This window comes from Bradyrhizobium genosp. A (assembly GCF_049949275.1).
In the GTDB taxonomy this organism is placed as follows: Bacteria; Pseudomonadota; Alphaproteobacteria; order Rhizobiales; family Xanthobacteraceae; genus Bradyrhizobium.
Genome location: NZ_CP188196.1, coordinates 2,681,230 through 2,704,155, shown reverse-complemented (window position 1 = coordinate 2,704,155; position 22,926 = coordinate 2,681,230). Strand labels below are relative to the sequence as shown.

Annotated in this window: 19 protein-coding genes; 10 read left to right on the top strand and 9 right to left on the bottom strand. The window is 63.8% G+C overall.

The features are described 5' to 3' along the window. Positions 1-60: 60 nt before the first annotated feature. The 5 genes from ACP2YP_RS12545 to ACP2YP_RS12525 form a co-directional block, all read right to left on the bottom strand. Positions 61-1,902, bottom strand: a complete 1,842-nt coding sequence (locus ACP2YP_RS12545) for a heavy metal translocating P-type ATPase (RefSeq protein WP_426424474.1) — start codon at positions 1,900-1,902, stop codon at positions 61-63. A gap of 196 nt (positions 1,903-2,098) precedes the next feature. Next, positions 2,099-4,804: a molybdopterin-dependent oxidoreductase gene (locus ACP2YP_RS12540; RefSeq protein ID WP_426424473.1), complete on the bottom strand. Its 2,706-nt coding sequence runs from the start codon at positions 4,802-4,804 to the stop codon at positions 2,099-2,101. Positions 4,805-4,819: 15 nt separating this feature from the next. After that, positions 4,820-6,037 (bottom strand): NAD(P)/FAD-dependent oxidoreductase, encoded by a 1,218-nt coding sequence (locus ACP2YP_RS12535; protein ID WP_426424471.1) that lies wholly within the window; start codon positions 6,035-6,037, stop codon positions 4,820-4,822. A gap of 10 nt (positions 6,038-6,047) precedes the next feature. Then, positions 6,048-6,476 (bottom strand): globin family protein, encoded by a 429-nt coding sequence (locus ACP2YP_RS12530; protein WP_426424469.1) that lies wholly within the window; start codon positions 6,474-6,476, stop codon positions 6,048-6,050. 121 nt (positions 6,477-6,597) lie between these two features. Next, on the bottom strand, positions 6,598-7,992 hold the full coding sequence (locus ACP2YP_RS12525; protein ID WP_426424468.1) for an MFS transporter: 1,395 nt from the start codon (positions 7,990-7,992) through the stop codon (positions 6,598-6,600). Between the two features lie 712 nt (positions 7,993-8,704). Here ACP2YP_RS12525 and ACP2YP_RS12520 point away from each other — a divergent pair. Next, positions 8,705-9,544 (top strand): formate/nitrite transporter family protein, encoded by an 840-nt coding sequence (locus ACP2YP_RS12520; RefSeq protein ID WP_426424467.1) that lies wholly within the window; start codon positions 8,705-8,707, stop codon positions 9,542-9,544. A gap of 67 nt (positions 9,545-9,611) precedes the next feature. Beyond that, positions 9,612-11,345, top strand: a complete 1,734-nt coding sequence (locus ACP2YP_RS12515) for a protein kinase domain-containing protein (protein WP_426424466.1) — start codon at positions 9,612-9,614, stop codon at positions 11,343-11,345. A 14-nt stretch (positions 11,346-11,359) separates the two neighbouring features. Here ACP2YP_RS12515 and ACP2YP_RS12510 read toward each other — a convergent pair whose 3' ends face one another. Next, the gene (locus tag ACP2YP_RS12510; RefSeq protein WP_426424464.1) at positions 11,360-12,277 is read right to left on the bottom strand and encodes a dioxygenase; all 918 of its coding nucleotides are present in this window, start codon (positions 12,275-12,277) and stop codon (positions 11,360-11,362) included. 172 nt (positions 12,278-12,449) lie between these two features. Between ACP2YP_RS12510 and ACP2YP_RS12505 the strand changes: the two genes are divergently transcribed. Further along, complete coding sequence (locus tag ACP2YP_RS12505; protein ID WP_426424463.1) at positions 12,450-13,724, top strand: serine hydrolase domain-containing protein; 1,275 nt, start codon at positions 12,450-12,452, stop codon at positions 13,722-13,724. Between the two features lie 156 nt (positions 13,725-13,880). Here ACP2YP_RS12505 and ACP2YP_RS12500 read toward each other — a convergent pair whose 3' ends face one another. After that, entirely contained in the window at positions 13,881-14,114 is a 234-nt protein-coding gene (locus ACP2YP_RS12500) for a hypothetical protein (protein ID WP_426424462.1), read from the bottom strand. Positions 14,115-14,531: 417 nt separating this feature from the next. On the opposite strand from ACP2YP_RS12500, the gene ACP2YP_RS12495 reads away from it, so the two are divergent. After that, the gene (locus tag ACP2YP_RS12495; RefSeq protein WP_426426125.1) at positions 14,532-15,989 is read left to right on the top strand and encodes a sensor histidine kinase; all 1,458 of its coding nucleotides are present in this window, start codon (positions 14,532-14,534) and stop codon (positions 15,987-15,989) included. Between the two features lie 177 nt (positions 15,990-16,166). After that, the gene (locus ACP2YP_RS12490) at positions 16,167-16,430 is read left to right on the top strand and encodes a hypothetical protein (protein WP_426424461.1); all 264 of its coding nucleotides are present in this window, start codon (positions 16,167-16,169) and stop codon (positions 16,428-16,430) included. A gap of 103 nt (positions 16,431-16,533) precedes the next feature. Here ACP2YP_RS12490 and ACP2YP_RS12485 read toward each other — a convergent pair whose 3' ends face one another. Both ACP2YP_RS12485 and ACP2YP_RS12480 read right to left on the bottom strand, forming a co-directional pair. Then, the gene (locus tag ACP2YP_RS12485) at positions 16,534-17,265 is read right to left on the bottom strand and encodes a cytochrome c biogenesis CcdA family protein (RefSeq protein ID WP_426424460.1); all 732 of its coding nucleotides are present in this window, start codon (positions 17,263-17,265) and stop codon (positions 16,534-16,536) included. A gap of 208 nt (positions 17,266-17,473) precedes the next feature. Next, positions 17,474-17,740, bottom strand: a complete 267-nt coding sequence (locus ACP2YP_RS12480) for a hypothetical protein (RefSeq protein WP_426424458.1) — start codon at positions 17,738-17,740, stop codon at positions 17,474-17,476. A gap of 498 nt (positions 17,741-18,238) precedes the next feature. On the opposite strand from ACP2YP_RS12480, the gene ACP2YP_RS12475 reads away from it, so the two are divergent. The 5 genes from ACP2YP_RS12475 to ACP2YP_RS12455 all read left to right on the top strand — a co-directional run bounded on the left by ACP2YP_RS12475 (position 18,239) and on the right by ACP2YP_RS12455 (position 22,796). Next, entirely contained in the window at positions 18,239-19,288 is a 1,050-nt protein-coding gene (locus tag ACP2YP_RS12475) for a LysR family transcriptional regulator (protein ID WP_426424457.1), read from the top strand. Positions 19,289-19,317: 29 nt separating this feature from the next. Further along, positions 19,318-19,689 (top strand): helix-turn-helix domain-containing protein, encoded by a 372-nt coding sequence (locus ACP2YP_RS12470; RefSeq protein ID WP_028179980.1) that lies wholly within the window; start codon positions 19,318-19,320, stop codon positions 19,687-19,689. A 414-nt stretch (positions 19,690-20,103) separates the two neighbouring features. Then, entirely contained in the window at positions 20,104-21,450 is a 1,347-nt protein-coding gene (locus tag ACP2YP_RS12465) for a L,D-transpeptidase family protein (protein WP_426424456.1), read from the top strand. Between the two features lie 108 nt (positions 21,451-21,558). Next, on the top strand, positions 21,559-22,374 hold the full coding sequence (locus ACP2YP_RS12460) for an enoyl-CoA hydratase (RefSeq protein WP_426424454.1): 816 nt from the start codon (positions 21,559-21,561) through the stop codon (positions 22,372-22,374). A gap of 134 nt (positions 22,375-22,508) precedes the next feature. Further along, positions 22,509-22,796 carry a hypothetical protein gene (locus ACP2YP_RS12455; RefSeq protein ID WP_426424453.1) on the top strand — a complete coding sequence of 96 codons (288 nt, stop codon included), beginning with the start codon at positions 22,509-22,511 and terminating at the stop codon, positions 22,794-22,796. Positions 22,797-22,926: the final 130 nt, after the last annotated feature.

Below are 22,926 nucleotides of genomic sequence, written 5' to 3'. Positions count from 1 at the left end.
CAGCATAAACGGTAATGTTCGAACCGTCGATTGGCACACCGGTCATGCAGCAAGTGCGATCTACGCTTCCCGCAAAACCCTGAGGGCATTGAGAATCACCGCGACGTCAATGACCTCCTGCAGAATCGCACCCTCGATCGGCGTCAGATAACCGAACGCAGCGGCCAGCATGCCGAGCGTGGACAGGCCGATGCCGGTATAGACGCTTTCCAGCGCGATGAAGCGCGTGCGCCGCGCGATCTCAATCGCCGGCACGATACGGTCGAGCGTGTCGACCAGCAGCACCGCGTCGGCCGCCTCCGCCGACGCCGCCGCGCCCTTGGCGCCCATGGCGACGCCGACATCGGCGGCGGCAAGCGCCGGCGCGTCGTTGACGCCGTCGCCGACCATCATCACCGGACCCGCCTTGCGCTCGGAGAGGACGACCATGACCTTCTGGTCCGGAGTGAGATCGGCGCGCACTGCGTCAAGGCCGAGACCGGCGGTGACGGCTTCAGCCACGCTTCGGCGGTCCCCGGTGGCGAGCACGATCCGCTCGACGTCGAGATCGCGCAGTTTCGCAAGCAGCGCCGCGATGCCGGTGCGGAGCTCATCGGCCAGCACAATGCGGCCAGCGAGTTGCCCGTCGACCGAGAGCCACACTGCCACGGCGCCTGGAGGGTCGACACCCTGCGCAGGGCCGAGCTCTTTGCCCGCCGACTCCAGTTGCACGCGGACATAGCTAATGCCGCCGACCGCCGCATGACGCCCCTCGACCGTTCCACGGATGCCCTCGCCCGGCGTTTCGATCATCTCCTGCGGCACCGCCAGCGCGAGGTGCCGGCGCTGCGCTTCGGCGACCAGCGCCTGCGCGATGACATGCTGCGACGCCTGGTCGAGCGAAGCCGCGATGCGGATCACACCGTCATCGGTAAAGCCTCCAGCGGAGTGGACTGCGACCACTTTCGCCTTGCCGTTAGTCAGTGTGCCGGTCTTGTCGACCACTAGCGAGCGGATGCGCGCCATGGTCTCCAGCGCCTTGCCGCCCTTGATGAGGATGCCGTGATGTGCCGCACGCGACAGGCCGGCGACAATGGCGACGGGCACGGCGAGGATGAGCGGACAAGGCGTCGCTACCACCAGCACCGCAACCATGCGGATCGGATCCCGCGTCCACGCCCACGCGCCGCCGGCGATCGCCAACGTCGCGGCCAGGAAAACGATCGCGTAACGATCGGCGAGCCGCGCCATCGGCGCTCTGGCACGCTGCGCCGCCTCGACCAAGCGCACGATACCGGCATAGGTGCTTTGCGCCGCCGGACGGATAGCGACGAGGTCGAAGGCTTCGCCGGCATTGGTCGCGCCGCTCATGACAGCCTCGCCCGCTCTGCACTGCACCGGCAGCGACTCACCCGTCAGCGCGGACAGGTCGAGTACCGCAAGCGCGCTTGCCACTGTCCCGTCGGCCGGCACCACCTCGCCCTGGCGGATCAACAGACGATCGCCGGCGTCGATCAGCTCGACGTCGACTTCCTCGAGTCGGTGGTCGCAATGGCGCATCGCCCGGCGCGGGGCGCGCACGAGCAGCGCCGTCATCTCGCGCCGCGCACGGCCTTCGGCAAAATCCTCAAGATATTGTCCGCCGGCATACATCAGCGCGACGACTGTCGCGGCAAGCTCCTCACCGACCGCGAGCGCCGATGTCATCGAGAGCGCAGCCACGATGTCGAGCCCGACGTCGCCGCGCCTTAGACGCCGTAAGATCTCGATCAACAGCGCAAGCAGCACTGGTAGCGTCGCGATCGTCCAGGCTAGATTGACCCACGCCGGAAAGCCAGACGCGCGCAGTACGAAACCAAGCACGAGCCCCGCGGCGGGAATACCGATCAGGAAGGGCCGAATGGGAACGTCGGATGCGGACACGGAGCACGCCGGGCGGGTTGCGCGAGCGACGAGCATGGCAGGGAGGGCGACGTGGAGAGATGACCTGGATCAAGTGTTTCAGCCATCATCTCCGGTGTCATTCCCCGCGACCCCGCTCGCCAGGCCCAAAAGCGTGCGCGACCGCCGAAGCTTCAGCGTAGGCGCCAAGCCCGGCGGCGACACAGAATATGCGTCACTAGCTCGCTGCGCCCGCGAACTTCGATTCCTTGGCAGGAGTTGTTTCGGCTGTCGCGATCAGGCGCTTCAGCTCGGGGATGCAGGAACCGCAATTGGTGCCGGCCTTCAGCTTGGCACCGATCTCGGCGGCGGTGCGCGCGCCGCTCGCGATGGTGTCGCAGATGGTGCCGCGGCCAACGCCGAAGCAGGCGCAGACGATCGGACCGGTCGTCGCGGCGCCTTCGCTGGACTTGCCGGACAGCAGCGTGCGGCGCTGATCGTCGGTGACGCGATCGGCCGCGAACACGCTCTTCACCACCTCCCAGTCGCCGGCATCGTGCGCGGGGCCGACGAACAGACAGGTCTCGATGCGATCGCCGGTGAACGAGGCCGCGCGATAAACGCCGCCGCCAAAATCGCGATAATCGGCGACGTCTTCGCCGGCAAGGCCATCGAGCCAGGCCGGCCAGCGCGACAGATCCGCGTTGTCGGCGAAGAGATAACCGAAGCCGCCGGCGACAGTCGCGCGCGTCCACAGCAGGTTTTGCGGCAGATCGAGCTGTTTCCGCGAGAGTGCAAAACCGCGGAATACGTATTCATAGGGTGCGATCGCAGCCGGCGTCGCCTTCGACTCCGGCTGGCCGGAGAACGGATCCGTGAACGGCGCGACCAGCGCACCGACGCGGCCGTGCGAGGCATTCATCGCGCTCCAGTGGATCGGCACGAACAACGCACCGCGCTGCTGCCGCTCGCTGACGACCGCCTTCAAAATGCACTGGCCGTAGTCGGTGGTGATGCGGGCATATCCGTCATGGACGATGCCGTATTTGTTGGCATCATCAGGATGGATCTCGACGAACGGCTCGGGTAGATGCGCGCCGAGCCGCTTGCTCAGTCCCGTGCGCGTCATGGTGTGCCACTGGTCGCGGATGCGTCCGGTATTGAGCCGCAGAGGACGCGACGGTCCGGTCTCGCTGCGCAGCGCCGGCACCTCCGGCGCGACGAAGCGGCCCTTGCCGTCATTGGTGAAGAAGCCGCCTTGCGCAAAAAAGCGCTCGCCCGGCACCTCGCCTTCGCGTGCGGGCCATTGCACGGGCTTCAACGCGTCGAAGGCCTCGTCGGACAGTGAGGTCAGCGCACCGATGTCGAAATCCCGGTTGCCATCGTTCTCGAACGCCGACAGCGCGGCATGCTCGCGGAAAATGTCGGCGGCGGATTTGTAATTGAAGCTGTCGCCGAAACCGAGGCGTTTTGCGGTCTCGCTGAGAATCCACCAATCGGGGCGCGCCTCGCCTGGTGCGGGGAGGAACGAACGCTGGCGCGAGATGCGGCGTTCGGAATTGGTCACCGTGCCCGACTTTTCGCCCCAGGCCAGCGCAGGCAGCAGCACGTGCGGGCCGGCCTCGACCGTGTCGTTAGACAGCACGTTCTCGGAGACGACGAACAGCTCGAGCTTCTTCAGCGCCTCGCGCACGAGATCAGCGTCGGGCAACGACACCGCCGGGTTGGTGCCCATCACCCAGAGCGCCTTGACCTCGCCGCGGTTGATCGCCTCGAACAGCTGCACCGCCTTCAGTCCTTCGTGGGTGGCGATGCGCGGCGCCTTCCAGAACCGCCTGACGCGGTCGATGTCGGGCGGCGTGAAGTTCATATGCGCGGCCAGCTGGTTGGCGAGCCCGCCGACCTCGCGGCCCCCCATCGCATTGGGCTGGCCGGTGAGCGAGAACGGCGAAGCGCCGAGCTTGCCGATGCGGCCCGTGGCGAGATGGCAGTTCAGGATCGCATTGACCTTGTCGGTGCCCTGCGCCGACTGGTTCACGCCCTGCGAATAGAGCGTGACGACACGCTCGGTGTCGCGGAACATCTTGAAGAAGGTGGCGACGTCCTGCTCGGAGAGGCCGGTCGCAAGCGCGGTTGCGCTGACGCTGCCGGCGATGTTGCGCGCGCGCGCCAGCGCACCATCAAAGCCCGACGTGTTCTGCGCAATATACTCCTGATCCAGCGCGCCGCTGTCGGCGAGATGGACGAACAGGCCGGAGAACAACGCGGTATCGGTGCCGGGCTTGAGGCCGAGGAACAGATCGACATCGCTCGCGGTATCAGTGCGGCGCGGATCGATCACGATCATACGCGCGCCGCGCTCCTGCCGGTTTCTCAGCATGCGCTGGAACAGCACCGGGTGACACCAGGCCGCGTTCGAGCCGACGAAGACGAGCAGATCGGCCTGGTCGAGATCCTCGTAGCAGCCGGGCACGGTGTCGGCGCCGAAGGCACGGCGGTGGCCGGCGACCGAGGACGACATGCAGAGCCGCGAATTGGTGTCGACGTTGGCCGTGCCGACAAAGCCCTTCATCAGCTTGTTGGCGACGTAATAGTCCTCGGTGAGCAGCTGGCCCGAAAGATAGAACGCGACAGCGTCGGCACCGTCGCGCGCGACGATGTGCTGCATGCGATGCGCAACATGGTCGAGCGCATCGCTCCACGCGACGCGCTCCAGCACACCCTTGCAGCGGATCATCGGATACAGCAGCCGGCTCTCGAGCCCGACGGTCTCGCCGAGCGCAGAGCCTTTCGAGCACAGCCGGCCGAAATTGGCGGGATGATCGGGATCGCCCGCGATCGCAGCGCCACCCGCGCCGTCGGGCGTTGCGAGCACGCCGCAGCCGACGCCGCAATAAGGACAGGTCGTCTTGGTCGTGCGGAGGTTGGGGTCGATCGCCGTCATGTCAAGCCACCTCCTTCACGCCGCCTTGGACGGAAGCGCGAGCGCGCGGCCGAACATCATGTCGGCGCGAATCCCGGCGATCTTCTCGCGGCTACGGATCAGCTCGAGATACCAGAGCGCATCGGCGGTATCGCCGATCAGCACGGCGCCGGTGAGACATCCGTCGGCAATCACGAGCTTCTTGTAGGTGCCGCGCCTGCGGTCGGTGAGCAGGAGGCTCTCGCTGCCCTCCCCGCCCATGAAGTCGCCGGCGGAGAACACGCTGACGCCGGACACTTTCAGGTTGGTCGCGACCACGCTGCCCTGATAGGCGGCAGGACGGCCCCCGAGATGTCGCGCCAAAACGCACGCCTGCTCGTAGGCCGGCTCGACCAGGCCGTAACAAGTGCCGCGATGCTCCGCGCATTCACCGAGCGCGTAGATGTCGGGCGATGCGGTCTGCATCTCGTCGTTGACGACGATGCCGCGGTTGACCGCGATGCCGGCCTCCTTGGCCAGTGCAATGTTGGGCCTGATGCCGGCAGCAAAAATCACGGCGTCGGCCTCGATGCGGCTGCCGTCGGCAAACTCGACGGCTTCGACGTGGCGCTCGCCATGGATGCCGGCGGTCGAGGCATTGAGCATGATGCGGATGCCCTTGCGCTCGACCAGCGTCTTGAGCAGATCGGCGGCCGGCCCATCGAGCTGACGCTCCATCAGCCGGTCCATCAGATGCAGCAGCGTCACCGGCGCGCCGGCTTTCGCCAAGCCGTACGCCGCTTCAAGCCCGAGCAGGCCACCGCCGACCACGACGACGCGCTTCTTCGCAGCCGCCAGCGTCAGCAGCAGGTCGACATCGCGGGTGTCGCGAAAGGTGTGCACGCCTGCAAGGTCGGCGCCAGGCACGTTGAGCCGCAGCGGCGTCGAGCCGACGGCGAGCACGAGCTTGGAGTATTCCATGCTTTCTTCGCCGGCGATCTTGAGCTCGCGGCGGCCGGTGTCGATCTCGGTGACGCGATAGCCGTAGCGCACGGTGACGCCGCGATGACGCCACCAGTCCGCCGGCCGGAGCTCGATCTCGTGCGAGCCGGTCTCGCCGGCCAGCACGGAGGAGAGCAGCACGCGATTGTAAGCGAGCCGCGGCTCTTCGCCGATCACAGCGACCGCGTAGCGGCCGAGCGCGGTCTTGGCGAGCTCGTCGACCAGACGCGCGGCCGCCATACCGTTACCGACGATGACAAGCGGTTCACTCACAAGGCATCTCCTATTCGGCGGCCTGCGCCTGTGGGCCGTAGGCCTCGGAAATCATGTAGCCGGACAGCACGCCGTACGCGTCGGTCCAGGCGGTTGCGAGTTCGGGCGTCCAGGCCTCGCCAAGACCCTTCTCCAGCGTCCACAGCAAGGTCGCACCGACCACGGGATAGTGCTCGGCCTTGGCACCATAGGCGACGTGGCGCTTGGCGAGCGCGGATGCCGCGGGAAGAATTGTCTCGAGATTCGACAGGCCGCTGACGACGGCGGCGAGCATGCCCATCAGCTTCTTGCGCTGCTCGGTCATGTCTTCGGGAAACATCGCGCGCACGGACGGCGCGACCTCGAACAAGCGATCGTAGAACAGCACGGCGGCTGCTTCTGAAATCGGTGCGACCTTGGAAAAGCTCTGCTGCACGAGGGCAATCTGTTGGGGCGTCATGATGTTCTCCTGTCTGTTTCGGTCTGCCTTTGTCCGCGCCGTTGCGGAAAAAGTTCATGGGTCAAACGTCATCAGAGCGACCTCTCCCCCCGTACGGGGAGAGGCGAGATTTGGACCAAGCTCACACGCGCGCTTCGGCGAGGCTCGGCGCGCCTTCAGCCTGCAGGCTGCGACGCAGGTAGAACCACCAGGTCAGTCCGAGGCAGACGGCGTAGAACGCGAGAAAGATCGCGAGCGCGACCTGCGGTCCGCCCGTCATCGCGATCGACTTGCCGAAGCTGCTCGGGATCAGATAGCCGCCGACGGCACCGATCGCGCCGATGAAGCCGACAGCCGCACCGCTCTCGATGCTCGCGGTCTTCATCGCGAGCGCGCGCGCCGCATCGCCCTTGCCACGCACCTTGAACAGGTTCTCCTCGCGGAAGATCGAGGGGATCATGCGGTAGGTCGAGCCGTTGCCGATGCCCGTGGTCAGGAACAGGATCAGGAACATCGACAGGAAGCCGGTGAAGTCCTTCTGTCCGACGAAGTACAGCACGCCGATCGTAGCCGCGGCCATCGCGATGAAATTCCAGAAGGTGATGACGGAGCCGCCGACCTTGTCGGCGAGCCAGCCGCCGAACGGACGCGACAACGAGCCGACCAGCGGACCGAGGAACGCGATCGAGATCGTTACCGTGGGAAACTGGGTCTTGATCAGCAGCGGAAACGCAGCGGAGTAGCCGATGAAGGAGCCGAACGTTCCGATGTAGATGAAGGCCATGATCCAGGTGTGCTTGCGCTTGACGATGGCAAGCTGGTTCTTGATCGACGATTTGGCCGAGGTCAGGTTGTTCATGAAGAACACCGCGCCGAACACCGCGATCGCGATCGGCAGCACCCACATCAGGCCGGCGTTCTGGAGGTAGACGCCGCCGACCGGCGCTGCTTGGAACAGGTTGATGACGGCGAGCGTCATCAGGATCGGCGTCAGGAGCTGCACGCTGGAGACGCCGATATTGCCACCGGCTGCGTTCAGGCCGAGCGCCCAACCCTTCATGCGATCGGGGAAGAAGAAGGAGATGTTGGTCATGCTGGAGGCGAAATTGCCGCCGCCGAGACCGGCGGTCGAGGCGATGAGCAGCATCAGCCAGAACGGCGTGTCGGGCTCACCGACGAAGTAGGCGAGCGCCAGCGTCGGGATGAACAGCACGGCTGCGCTGAAGATGGTCCAGTTGCGGCCGCCGAACGTGGTGACCGCGAACGTATAGGGAAAGCGCATCAGGGCGCCGATCAGGCCCGGCACAGCCACGAGCTGAAACAGCTCATCGGTCGAGTAGTGAAAACCCGCCTGCGGCAGCTTGGTCGCGACGATGCTCCAGATCAGCCAGACGGAGAAGCCGATATGCTCGGCGACGATCGACCAGATCAGGTTACGCCGGGCGACGGCTTTGCCGCCCGCATTCCAGAACGCCTCATCTTCGGGGCGCCAGTCAGAAATCCAAGTCTGATTTCCAGTCGGATTGCCTTCCCTCATCGGAAAAATTCCCTTTCGCTAGGAAGCGGGGACACCGACTGACGCGGGGCGCACAGATGCACGCTCGGGGAAGCCCCCGTTTTCGGCGGTGTCACGATTTGAATGATTGCTCGGTGACGGCGTCGATGGCGTCGAAACTCTTAATTCAAGCTCCGTGCCAAATCCGCTGATGATATAAAGCTAAATAATTACAATAGCTTGGTATTGTTGATGAAAAAATAATCACGCCTACAATTGCATCAAAAACCGGCGCGCCGCTCATTTCTTGAATGCCGATTCGCCCGTTGATTGTGCGTCGCACAAGGCTTGAGCACGCGCCCGTTTTTTCACCATCGGAGGATCTGCCAGAGCCGACAAGACACGGTCGGAGAGGCCTATCTCCTTCCAAACAGGGAAAAATCGGGCCCCAGCCTGCCGTCGCCTGCTTGCCGGCCCGTCTGGCACATCGATTGCTTTTGTCCTGCCTAGTCAACGATGACTGACAGTGAGCCGGAGCGTTAAGCCACCGAAGGCCACTGGGAAGCCTATTCGCTGGTCCGCTAAGGCGCGGTCATCGTGACGCTATCCCTTGCGCATGTCGGTGTCCTTTTCCGCTACGCGTCCCCGTCCGCGGGGCGCGCGCACAGCTCACTGGTCTAACCTCATTGGTCTGACAGAGGCGTCGATCCGGCACGGGCCGGATCGATCGTTCACATGAGCAAAGGAGCTGTTGATGTCGTATCTCGCGCCTTCGGAATTCGTCACCAAGATGGTGGACGCAGGCGAATCCAAGATATTCATGTCCACCCGGGATACGGTGATCCGCGCCTACATGGCCGGCGCCATCCTGGCACTCGCGGCCTGGTTCGCCGTCACGATCAACGTCAACACCGGCCAGCCGATCATCGGTGCGCTGCTGTTTCCGGTCGGCTTCTCCATGCTCTATCTGCTGGGCTTCGACCTTCTGACCGGCGTCTTCGTGCTGGCGCCGCTCGCGCTGATCGACAAGCGGCCGGGCGTGACGCTCGGCGGCGTCTTGCGCAACTGGGGCCTCGTCTTCATCGGCAATTTCGCCGGCGCCCTCACCGTCGCCTTCATGATGGCGTTCGTCACGACCTTCGGCTTCACGCAGGACCCCGACAAGGTCGGCGCGGCGATCGGCAGCATCGGCGAAGGCCGGACGCTGGGCTACGCGGCGCATGGTGCCGCCGGCATGGCGACGCTGTTCATCCGCGGCATGCTCTGCAACTGGATGGTCTCGACCGGCGTCGTGGGCGCCATGATCTCCACGACCGTGCCGGGCAAGGTAATCGCGATGTGGATGCCGATCCTGGTGTTCTTCTACATGGTGTTCGAGCATTCCGTGGTGAACATGTTCCTGTTCCCGTCGGGCCTGATGCTCCACGCCAAATTCTCGATCATGGACTATTTCATCTGGAACGAGATCCCGACCGTGCTGGGTAACCTCGTCGGCGGCCTCGCCTTCACCGGCCTCACGCTCTACACGACGCATGTGCTGACGAAGCCGAAGCGTCAGCCGGCGTCGACCAACTCGACCCGCGCGGCGGCTTAATTGGATTGCACGTCCACAAGGGAGCCTTGCCTGATAAGGTGAGGCTCCCTTTGCATTGGTGGCGAGGATGGGCCGGGGCTTGCGAATTTCGATCGGGCAGCACTCCGACAAGGGGCGCAAGCCGGTCAACCAGGACTTTCACGGCGCCCTCATCCCGGCCGAGCCGTTACTGACCCTGAAGGGGATCGCCGTCGTGCTGGCCGACGGCATCTCCAGCAGCGCCGTGAGCCAGGTCGCAAGCGAGTCGGCGGTCAAGAGCTTCCTGACCGATTATTATTGCACATCAGAATCCTGGACGGTGAAGACGTCGGCGCGACGCGTACTGGAGGCGACGAACTCGTGGCTGCATGCGGAAACGCGGCGCAGCCAATACGCTTATGAGCGCGACAAGGGTTACGTCTGCACCTTCACCGCAATGATCGTCAAATCGACGATGGCCCATATCTTTCACGTCGGCGACTGCCGGATCTTCCGCGTTGCCGGCAAGGCCCTCGAACAGCTCACCGAGGACCATCGCGTCATCGTCTCGTCGGAGCAGACCTATCTCGGCCGCGCGCTCGGCATCAACCCGCAGATCGAGATCGACTACCAGGCGTTCCAGATCGAGCAAGGCGACACCTTCCTGCTCGCCACCGATGGCGCCTACGAGTTCGTCGATCATCGCTTCATCACCAGCACGCTCGATGACCATGCCGGCGATCTCGACGGCGCCGCCAAATCCGTCGTCGAGGAGGCCTATCGGCGCGGCAGCGACGACAACATCACCGTCCAGATCCTGCGCATCGACGAGGTGCCGCAGGCCGGTTCATCCGACATTTTCGGCGGCACCACAGAACTGCCTTTGCCACCGCTGCCGGAGCCGCGGGCACTGTTTGACGGCTACCGGATCGTGCGCGAAGTGCACGCCTCCAGCCGCAGCCACATCTATCTCGCCGTCGACACCGAGACCGAGGAGATGGTCGCCCTGAAGATCCCCTCGATCGATCTCCGCGACGACCCCGCTTATTTGAAGCGTTTCCTGATGGAGGAATGGATCGCGCGGCGGATCGACAGCCCGCACGTGCTGAAACCCCGCACGCGATCCAAACGACGCAACTACCTTTACGTCGCGACCGAGTTCATCGAGGGGCAGACGCTGCGGCAATGGATGCTGGACAATCCTTGCCCCGATCTCGAGACCGTGCGCGGCATCGTGGATCAGATCGCATCGGGCCTGCGCGCCTTCCACCGCATGGAAATGCTGCATCAGGATCTGAGGCCCGACAACATCCTGATCGACAGGACCGGCACCGCGAAGATCATCGACTTCGGCGCGGTCAAGGTCGCCGGAATCGTCGAGGCCGCAGCCCATCCGAACGACGCCGAGATCCTCGGCACGGTGCAATACACCGCGCCGGAATATTTTCTCGGCGAAGGCGGCTCGCCGCGCTCGGACATGTTCTCGCTGGCCGTGATTTGCTACCAGATGCTGACGGGAGATCTGCCTTACGGCGCCCAAATCGCCCGCATCCGGGGACGATCGGACGCGTGGAAGCTGAGATATCGTCCGGCCAGCCACGATGACCGCGCCGTCCCGGTCTGGATCGACGGCGCACTGCGCAAGGCGCTGCATCCCGATCCCAACAAGCGTCACGAGGACCTGTCCGAATTCACCTATGAGCTCAGAAACCCGAACCCGGCCTATCTCAGCACGCGGACCACGCCCCTGATCGAGCGCAATCCGCTTCTGTTCTGGAAACTAACCACGGTGATCCTGGCCTGCGCCGTCGTGGCGCTGCTCGCCCTGCTGCACGCACGCTAGCAGGGCCTGTCCCGTCAGGCCGGCTCCGCCGCCTTTGTCCCCAGCGGCTTCGGCGCCATGCCGCCGCCCGGCTTGAGGTGGAATTCGTAGGTCATCAGATGCCACTGCCCGTTCGCCTTGGCGCCGTCGGGCATCGTCGCATCTTTGCGCGGCTCGACCTTGGCGACGAGGTCGTCCTTGACGCCGAACACCACGTCGGAATCGAGATATTTGTCGCCGTCCATGAAGACGTGGGTGATCAGCGGCTCGTGGCCCTTCGCGTTGACCAGGAAGTGCACATGCGCCGGGCGCATCGGATGGCGCTTGGTCTGTACGATCATCTCGCCGACCGGCCCGTCGGTCGGGATCGGATAGCTGCACGGCAGAATCGTGCGGAAGAAGAAGCGGCCGTCGCTATCCGTAATGAAGCGCGCCCGCGCGGAGGCGCCGACCTCGTCATAGTTCGCCTTCTGGGAATCGTAGAAGCCGTCATCGTCGGCGTGCCAGACGTCGACGGGGACATTGGCAAGTGGCTTGCCCTGGAGATCGGTGACGCGGCTCTGCACGAACATCCGCTCGCCCGTGAGATTGTTCGGCGAGATATCGGTGCCGTGCGCCGTGACCTTGTGCTCGCCGACATAGAACGGGCCGAGCACCGTGGTCTGGGTCGCGCCATCGCGGTCGCGGTGGTTGACGGCATCGACCAGCATGGAGACGCCGAGCACGTCGGAGAGCAGGATGAACTCCTGGCGGGTGTCGGTGCATTTCTGGCCGGTGCGGGTCAGGAAATCGATGGCATATTCCCATTCCTCGAAGGTGAGACCGGTCTTGCTCACGTAATCGTGCAGCGACTTCACCAATTCCTGGAGCAGGAATTTCGCACGCGTATCAGGCGTGCTGTCGAAGCTTTTGACGACGGCTTCGGTGAGTTCGGTCTCGTTGAACTGGGTCATGGTGCGTTTGCCTGCGTTTTCTCGTTCGCCCCATTGGAATCCTCGGGGCTCCCTGGAGGCGTTCCAGACCGAAGCCTACACCAGGCGACCCGCCCGCGTTAAGCGCGACCGGCTTGGAATGGGACCCTCATTTCGGCTATCAACTTGCCGAGAAAACTGCCTGGAGGAACCGATGCTCGCCCCCACCCCCGCCTCGCCCGAATCCGTGGGCATGTCCAAAGCCGCGCTCGACCGCATCGATGCCCATCTGAAGAACCGGTACATCGATGCCGGCCGTTTCCCGGGCACGCACCTCCTCGTCTACCGCCGCGGCAAGATCGCCCACAGCTCGGTGCAGGGCCTTGCCGACGTCGAGCGTAAGGCGCCGGTCAAGGACGACACCATCTACCGCATCTATTCCATGACCAAGCCGCTCACCAGCGTCGCCTTCATGATGCTGGTCGAGGAAGGCCTGGTCGCAATCGACGAGCCCGTCGCCAAATACATTCCGGAATGGAAAAATCTCGGGGTGTTCGTCGCCGGCACCTCGCCGGCCTTCCTGACCCGGCCGCCGACCCGGCCGATGCTGATCGTCGACCTCCTGCGTCACACGTCGGGGCTCACCTACGGCTTCCAGCAGCGCTCCAATGTCGATGCCGCCTATCGCGCCGAGAAGATCGGCGAGGTGGAGAAAGCAGGTACGCTGCAGACCATGATCGAGAGCCTTGCCAAAATCCCGCTCGAGTTCTCTCCGGGCGAGGCCTGGAACTACTCAGTCGCGACCGACGTGCTCGGCTACCTCGTCGGCAAGATCTCCGGGATGCCGTTCGAGCAGTTCCTTAGAGCACGCATTCTCGATCCGCTCGGCATGACCGACACCGACTTCCACGTGCCGGCCTCGAAGGCGCACCGCTTCGCCGCCTGCTACAACGCCGATCCCAGCGGGGGATTCACCTTCCATGCCGGCCAGCGCCGCGAAGGCCTGACGCTCCAGGACGATCCGACCAAGAGCTCGTTCCTGTCGCCGCCCTCCTTCATCTCCGGCGGCGGCGGACTGTGCTCGACGATGGCCGATTATCTCACCTTCTGCCGCGCGCTCCTCAACGGCGGCGAGCTCGGCGGCGTCCGCTTGATCGGGCCGAAGACGCTGGCGCTGATGACCAGCAACCACATTCCGGGCGGACAGGCGCTGCCGGAAATGTCGCGCTCGCTGTTCTCCGAGGCAAGCTACAACGGTATCGGCTTCGGCCTCGGTTTCGCCGTGACCATGCGCCCGGCGGAGACGCTGATCGCCGGCAGCCCCGGCGAATATAATTGGGGCGGCGCGGCCACGACCTCGTTCTGGATCGACCCGGCCGAAGAGCTGATCACGATCTTCATGACGCAGGTGCTGCCGTCGAGCGCCTATCCGCTCCGCCGCGAGCTGCGCAGCATGGTCTACGCCGCGATCACCGAGAGCAATCTCTGAGCTTCCTGACATTTGTTGCGATGGGCTCCGCGAGCAATCGCGGAGCCCATCGCTTCTTCTGCTCAGTGGAAATGGCCGATCAGATAAATGCCGCCGCCGATCACCAGCACGGCCGGCACGGCCCACAAAATCAGAACTGGCATTGTGTCATCCTCCTTAGTTTGACGTGCAGACCTTGACGGTCTTCATGCCGCTCTCGGCCTCGGTGCGCGATTTGTAGATCGTGCCTGAGGGACTGACGACCGTCATGCTGGTATCCGTCGGCTTCTTGTCGACGACTGTGCACTTCTTGGTCTTGACGTCCTGCACGACGTAAAATTCGTCGGCCGCGAACGCCGGCAGGGAAAACGCAGCGACCATCAGTGCTGCGATTGCGATCCTCAGCTTCATGCTCTCCTCCTCCAATTGCCGGGCGTTCTGCGCCCGGTCGATTACGAACGGGAAAAAGCAGCAATTTGTTCCTAACCGCCGGAACGTGATCTGAGGTGAGATGTTGAAGGAGCGATCATCCGCTCGGAGTTGATCCCATGACATCGCATCGACAACCGGATCGCCGGACTCAGCCTGCCGGCCGTGTACGCCATGTGCCTGCTGCTCACCGCAATCAGCATGAGCTGAAGCGCCGGCGGCTGCGCTGCAAAAACCCGCCCTGGCCTGCCCGCCGGATATGAAAATCATAGCGCCGCGCAAATCCTGCCCGTATGGTCTGACAAAATCATAATCCGGCGCCGCAGCGCTGGAACCGGGACGCCCGCGTTGTCAAAGCTCACCTTGCCGGTCCGGCTCGCTCTCCTGGTCACGGGAACGATGTTGCCGTTGATCGTCTTCGCCGTCGGCCTCGCCTATTCCAACTATCGTCAGGACCGCAGCGACGCGACCCGCCGGGTGCTCGAGACGGTGCGAAGCATGCGCCTCGTGCTCGATTCCGAAGTGCAGCGGATGACGGGCGGCCTGCAGGTGCTCGCGCTCAGCGAATCCTTACGCAAAGGCGACTTCGACAGCTTCCGGCGCTCGGCAGCCGGGTTCATCAGCCAGTATGGTGAGGACAGCGTCCTGCTGCTGGCCGACAAGTCCGGGCACCAGCTGTTCTCCACGGTCACGACCGACACGGCGAGCCTGCCGCCGCGCAACAACCACGACATCGTCGAACGGGTCTTCACGACGAAGACGCCGCAATTCTCCGATCTGTTCACCGGGTCGACCAAGAAGCGCCCGATCGTCACGGTCGAAGTCCCCGTGCTGCGCGACGGCGAGGTGGTCTACACGCTCTCCTTCAGCCCGCCGATCGACATCTTCCAGCATCTGGTCGAGCGGCAGCGGCCGGACGAGCAATGGACCGTGTCGCTGCTGGATAGCAAAGGCGTCGTGTTCGCGCGTACCCCCAATCCGAACGAGACTTTCGGCAAGCAGGCCTCACCGTCGCTTTATGATGCGATGTTCCGCTCACCCGAGGCGGTACTGTCGAGCGTCTCGCTCGACGGCGTTGCGCTCGCCTCGGCCTATACGCGCTCGCGGCTGACCGGCTGGACTGTCGCCGCCGGCGTCACCGAGAGCTCGCTGATCGCGCCGCTCTGGCGCAACATCGCGATCACCAGCCTGATCGGCGGCGTGCTGCTGCTGGTCGGCCTGACCTTTGCAGTCAGGATGGCGACCACGATCGCGCGCGGCGATATGCTGCATAATCTCCTGATCGAGGAGCTCAACCACCGCGTCAAGAACACGCTGGCGCTGATGCAGGCGATCGCGGTGCAGACATTTCGCAGCGCCAGCCGCGACGAGCGCGCCAAGTTCGAGGGACGTCTCGGCGCGCTGGCCGAGGCGCACAATCTCCTCAGCCAGGAAAAGTGGGCAGGCTCGGAGCTGAGGGACGTGATCGCGCGCGCGCTCCAGCCGTTCCTGCTCGCAAATCCCGATCGCATCCGGATGGCCGGCCCCGCGGTGCCGCTGTCGCCGCGGCTTGCGGTCGTACTCTCGATGATCGTGCATGAGATCGCGACCAACGCCGCGAAATACGGCGCGCTGTCCAACGAGACCGGCCGGGTGACGCTGGACTGGCAGATCATGGAGGACACGCCAAAGCCACGGCTGCGGCTGATCTGGACCGAGACCGGCGGACCATTGGTGACAGCGCCGGTGCAGCGCGGCTTCGGCTCGCGCCTGATCGAGCGCAGCGCGCGCGACCAGCTCGGCGGCGAGGCAACGGTGGATTTCCTGCCGCGCGGCGTCGTTTGCACGGTCATCTGCGCGCTGGACGAAACCCGGTAACTCGGAAGGCGAGGTTGATGCTGACATGACTGCGCGTCGGCCTCGGGCCGATAGGCGACATGGCAAGTAGCCTCAATTCTCCTTGGTCCCTTCAAACTTTCCTTTATCCTGCGACGGCTAAGAAAAGTGGCCTGCCGTAGCGATTGGTGTCCATGGGAATGGCCTTGGAGAAGCAGAATGACCGCTAACAATCCTGATAATCTGACTGAAGATGAAAGGATCTATCTTGCGGCGACCAACGCCGCGGCAACCCTGGCCGAGCACTGCAACAAACTGCGCGACGGAGATTTTTTTGCAGATCGCGACCCTCTCGGTCAGGTCATCAATTTCCTTATGACCGAGCTTTGGGATCGCTCGTTCAGCCAGTCTGAAATCAGGGCAGCATTCAATGCCGCCCTAGATGATATGAACCGCTATGCGGCGGGACAAGAACGGCGTTAGCTCCGGAGAGCTGAAGCCAGCTTTGGGTCAAACGCCGACGGTGGCGACCGCACAAAGCCACTTCCGCTTAAGCGTTGAAAGCCGCCGCTACGAGCCGCGCGCTCTACCCGATCGTCTGCAACGCAGGAAACGTCTCCAGCAGCCAGATACTCACATTGGAGACCGCGCCGGTGAGGAAGCCGATGCCGGTGATGACCATCAGCACGCCCATGGCGCGCTCGACATTGACGAGGTGGCCCTTCATGCGCGCGAACAGTTTTGAGAACTGCTCGATCATCAGCGCCGCGATCAGGAAGGGAATGCCGAGGCCGGCAGAATAGACCGCGAGCAGGCCCGCCCCCTTCGTCACCGTCGCCTCGGCCGCGGCGATCGAGAGGATCGCGGCGAGGATCGGGCCGATGCACGGCGTCCAGCCGAAGGCGAAGGCGAGCCCCATCACATAGGCGCCCCAGAGCCCGACGGGTTTTGGCGCGGTCAGGCGCCCCTCGCGCATCAACAGGCCGATCCGCGTCAGCCCGAGGAAGTGCAGGCCCATGATGATGATGATGATGCCGGCGAGGATCGACAGTTCCGCCGACCAGGCGCGGATCAGCCCGCCGATCAGCGAGGCGCTGGCGCCGAGCGCCACGAACACCGTGGAGAAACCCAGCACAAACAGCAGCGCCGCCATCATGATCGCGCGCTTGGAGGCCGAGGCCGGCTCATCGCTCTCGACATGCTCGATCGTGGCGCCGGTGAGATAGATCAGATAGGGCGGAACCAGGGGCAGGACGCAAGGCGAGAGGAAGCTGACGAGACCGGCAATCAGCGCCGCCGTAATCGAAACATTTTGCATGATGCAGTCGGAGCCATCCCGGGCCCTCGAGCTAGCGCGCGGAAATGCGCACGCAACCGGAGCCCAACCGGCTCTGGTGTAGCCGATGCCGGAGAATGCGCAACAGAGGCGCGATCAAACCAGGGCTCCTCCCGATGCCGTCTGCGATCACAGATGCGACATCGGGACGCGCACAAATCTCGCCAAAAAGCGAGATTCGGCGGCGCGGCTACTTCACCACGCGGAGCAGCGGACGCCGGGGCTGGTCCTGCGTCTGCTTGGAGGGGGGCAGCGGTTCGCTGGCAGCGCTCCGCAGCAATTCGTCGCACAGCGCCTTGAGATCGGCACTGTCAATTCCTTTGAGCTTCATCCTGACATCGAGGATGACGATCGAGAGCAGCTCAGCCGACTCACGGCTGTTGCTCTCGTTGAGAACCTTGCGGCACTCCTCGAGCGTTTCGAGCACCGACTGCAACTGTTCGTCTGAATGCGACACCGGAGTTCTTTCCGTTAATTCGGGCTGCGAGACGTGCTTACGATCCCCTCGGCCCCCAAAGAGAGCCAAGGATAGCATGAGGAGTCCGTGCCCTCGAAGACGATTTCAAAGTGTTTCTGCGTCGAAACCGCAGTTCCAGACGGCATCGCCAAGCGGCGCAAGTCGGAACGGTGAAAATTCAAACGCTGAAAATTCAAACGCCGAGAATTCAAACGCTTGGGCCCGCGCGATTGATCCATCCCACGAGTGCGCGCGACATATCGCGCGCCACCCTCCGGTCCACATCGACCCGGCAATCCCGCAGCCATGGTAAGGCTCGCAACGGAACGCACGTCTACCCCTCTTCCGGGCAACAACTAGCCCGATTCCCAACCCCAAGCACACTCAAATACCACTTCGGGCGCGGTAAGTATGGCGTTCAAAACTCACCGTTCCCCAACCCGCAGTGGTTGTGGTTTGCGCTAGATTCTGCCAGTTTAGCGCCCCGAAGGGACTTGTATGCACTCCTTGGCGGAAAGGGGCGTTCCACTGGAGGAACGCCTAAAGACAAATATAAGCGGCCTCTCCGATTGGGATGCGGCCCGCATCTTCTTGGAAGTCGTTCGATGCGGCAGCTTCCGCTCGGCGGCAGAACGCTTGTCTCTGTCGATCAACGTTGTCCGCCGCCGGATCGATGATTTCGAGCGCCAGACCGGCACCACCCTGTTCACACGCGATGTCCACGGCACCCATCTCACCGACGAAGGCGCGCTGGTGGTCTCCGCCGTCGAGCGCATGGAGGCGGCGGCCTTCGACGTGCTGCGCACCAGCGATTCGACGGCCAACGCCCTCACCGGCGAGGTCCGCGTCGCCGTCACCGAGGGTCTCGGGACCTTCTGGCTCGCCCCGCGGCTGGTCGAATTCCAGCAGGCCTATCCGAATATCCTGGTCGATCTGCATTGCGCGATGCGCTCGGCCGACGTCTCCCGCCACGAGGCCGACGTCGCCATCCATCTGTCGCGGCCGTCGGCGCTCGACGTCAAGCTGGTGCGGCTCGGCCGCATGCATTTGATGTTCTGGGCCTCCAGGAGTTACGTCGAGAAATATGGCGCGCCGCGTTCGGCAGCGGAATTGATCAAGCATCGCCTGGTGCTGCAATTCGCCGATCAGATCGCCGCCAAGGAAACCTTTGAGAGCTTCTTCCCGGGCGTTCCGGAACGTGACCTCTTGGTCATGAAGACCAACGTCTCAAGCGCCAACTACTGGGCTGTCGCGAATGGAGCCGGAATCGGCGTATTCCCGAGCTATGCCATTGCGCTTGGCGGGAAGTTGATTCCACTGGAGGTCGAGTTGAACCGACCGCTGGATATCTGGTTGTCCTACCATCCTGGTAGCGGCCGGATTCCCCGCGTGCGGCACATGATTGACTGGCTGATCGAAGCTTTCAATCCAGCTCGCTTCCCGTGGTTTAAGGAAGAATTCGTGCACCCGCATGAATTCAAGGACTCGTATATGGGCGAACCCCTGACCCAGCTCTTCGGGGGATTTTCAACCGAAGAACAAAGGTGAGAACAAAAATGAAAGCAGCGGCAAAGAGAATGAAGCAGCGCAGTGCCGGCAAGCCGGACATCGAGCTTGGCAAGCGGATTCGCTTACGGCGCGTCGAGATGAAGATCTCGCAGGCTGAGCTCGGCGAAAAGCTCGGCGTGAGCTTCCAGCAGGTTCAGAAATACGAGAAGGGTGTCAATCGGGTCGGCGCGGCTCGGCTTCAGCAGATCGCCACCGCCCTCGATGTGCCCGTGACTTTCTTCTATGACGGCGACAACAAGGCCCGCGAAGTCGAAAGCCTCCTGTTCCTGGACTCGGCTTTCAGCCTCCGCCTGCTGCGCGCCTACAGCAAGATCAAGGATCAGACGGTGCAGCGTCAGCTCGTCTCACTGATGGAATCGATCGCAGCCAACGAGAGCTGAGCCGGTCGACGGCCTGGCCTTCACGGCCAATGTTCAATCCGCCGCGTCGCGGGGGCGCGGCTGGATTGGGCGAGGCCTGATTGGCAGAGGCCTGATTGGCAGAGGCCTGATTGGCAGAGGCCTGATTGGCAGAGGCCTGATTGGCAGAGTCTTGGCCTGCGCGCCTTACGCGCGCGGCCTTCGATTTTTGGGGTGGCTTGGCCGCTCCTTTTTCGGCATTTTGTCGCCATTCGTCGCGGTTTTCGCGAACCCGTCCCAACCTTGTTGCGACCTAATCGAGAGCCTCCGCGTCGGACGCACGGGGCGTCGTGCTTAATGGGACCGCAACCCTGATGCCCTAGCTTGTCGCCGATTTCGCGAATCGGCGTACGCAGCACAGCGGCCGGGAATTGCCTGATGGGGAAAACCAGACAGATGTCGAAACGCCATGCCGTGATCATTGCCATGGGCCTCCTCGCCAGCGCTTCCGCGCTTGCGCAGACCGAGACCACGGGCCAGGCCGGCCCCAAGCCGGCCGCCGCGTCCGGCACGGTGCCGACGGCCGCCAACCCGGCTCACACCGCCGCCCCCAAAACTGCCGCAGCACCGTCCTCAACCGCCGAGATCCGCTCGGCCGCAGCACTCGCGCTGACGCATGAGCCGGTCTGTGACGAGGGCACCGCACAGCGGATCAAGGACGCGGCGCTGAGCTATTCCGACCTTGCGGTGCGCGGCGGCTGGCCGACGATTCCTGCGGACGCCAAGTTCGCGCTCGGCGTCCAGGGCGCCAATGACGACCTGCTGCGCAAGCGGCTGATTCTCTCCGGCGACCTCGCCGCCGACAAGGCGAGCGGCGCTTTCGACCAGGATCTCGCGGACGGCGTGAAACGCTTCCAGGCCCGCCACGGCCTCGCGCCGACCGGCATGATGACGCCGCGCACGCTCGCGGCTATGAATGTCCCGGTGCAGAAGCGCATCAAACAGCTTGAGGCTTCGCTCGAGCGCCTCGAGAACACGAATTTCAGCTTCGGTCCGCGCTATGTCGTGGTCAACATCCCAGCTGCCTTTGCCGAGGCGGTCGAGAACGACGTCGTGGTGCGGCGCTATCGCGTGATCGTCGGCAAGACCGAAAAGCCCTCGCCGACGCTGACGGCGCAGATCACCGGCGTCGTCCTCAATCCGACCTGGACCGTGCCGTCCTCGATCGCCAAGACGGAAATCTCCGCGCACATGCGCAAGGACCCGACCTATCTGTCGCGCATGCACATGGAGGTGCTCGACGGCCACGACAATCCGATTGATCCGCATTCGGTCGACTGGTCCGGCACGCACGCGCCGAACTTCACCGTACGCCAGCAGAACGGCACCTTCAATGCGCTCGGCGCGGTGAAGATCGACATGCCGAACTCTTATTCGGTCTACATGCACGACACCAACCAGCGCAATTTGTTCAGCGACGACTACCGCTTCGATTCCCACGGCTGCTCCCGCGTCGACAATGTGCGCGATCTCGCCGCCTGGCTGCTCAAGGACCAGCCAAAATGGACGCGCGCCGCGATCGATGCGGACATCGCCACCGGGCAGCATCAGGAGGTCGCCATGGCCAGGAAGGTGCCGGTGGCCTGGATCTATCTCACGGCGTGGATGACCAAGGACCAGACCATCCAGTTCCGCAACGACGTCTATAACCAGGACGAGCAGTTGCTGGAGGCCACCGCCGAAGAAGCCGCGTTCTTCAGCAATGCCGGCAACCATCCGCTGACCGCGCATATGGCGCAGTAGGCATGCAATCGCGGCACGGACGGATGCAGAGTCCCTCGCCTCGCCGCGGTTGACCTGGGCCTTGGCCCGGTCGCACATTGCGCCTCGTCAACGACAAGCGAGCGCGCGATGCCCGATCTCTCCAATGAAACTCCCTACGCCGACGGCAAGATCATCACGCAGGTCACGGACGGCGTCGGTGTGATCACCTTCAACAATCCCGACAAGCGCAACGCGATGTCGCTGGAGATGTGGGAGGGATTTGGCGAAGCGCTGACGAGCCTGCGCGACGACGATACGGTACGCGTCGTGATCATGCGCGGTGCCGGCGGCAAGGCGTTCGTCTCCGGCGCCGACATCAGCCAGTTCGAGAAAACCCGCCACAATGCGGCGGCCTCCGAGGAATACGGCAGGCGCAGCGCCGCCCAGCGCGCCCTGCTCGCCGACTACCCGAAGCCGACGATTGCCTGCATCCAGGGTTTTTGTCTCGGCGGCGGCATGCAGGTCGCGATGCTCGCCGACATCCGGATCGCCGCGCATGACAGCCAGTTCGGCATTCCTGCCGCCAGGCTCGGCATCGCCTATGGCTATGATGGCCTGCGGCACCTGGTGTCGCTGGTCGGCCCGTCCTGGGCGCGGCTACTGATGTACACGGGCATGCGCATCGATTCCGCCGAGGCGCTGCGCATCGGCCTGGTCGAACGCGTGATCCCGGACGACCAGCTCTGGGGTGAGACCATGATGATTGCGGAGACGATCTCGCACAACGCGCCGCTCGCGATCAAAGCCGCCAAGATCACCATCGCAGAGGTGCTGAAGGACGAAAGCACACGCGACATGGGTGCGATCAAGGCGATCGGCACGGCCTGCATGGACAGCGCGGATTTTCGCGAGGGCCGGCAGGCCTTCATGGAGAAGCGCAAGCCGCAGTTTCAGGGGAAGTGACGCTGAGGCGGGTAAGCAGAGGCCCGCGAAGCTGAACCGTCATTCACCAAGATTAAATTCCTCGCAGCACCGCGCTGCGATAGCAACCAACTGATCCGCCGCAAGTTCTCCCGCCACCAACGAGGGAGATAGCAATGAAACTCAAACTTGCTGTTCTTGGTCTGGCTGCCCTGGGCGGCGCGGCGCTGGCGTCGGGACAAGCGCTGGCGGCGATGCCGAACGGCATTCCGCAGGCCAATCAGGTCGCGAGCGGCCCGGCCGCGAATGTCGACCAGGTGCGCATGGTCTGCAATGCCTGGGGCCGCTGCTGGTGGCGTCCGAACTACTACGGCGCGTACGGCTATTATGGCGGGCCGCGACGCTTCTATGGTTACGGCGGACGCCCGTGGGGCTGGGGCCATCGCCACTGGCACCGCTGGTAACGACGAAGGAGCCGCGCGGCCTCTTTTTCTTGTGAGGTGATCTGCAGTTACAACAAGTCGCCGAAGACATCGATCAGGTGAAAGCGCTCGCACATGAGCATCATGTCTTCACTGAATCGTCCGAGCCGGC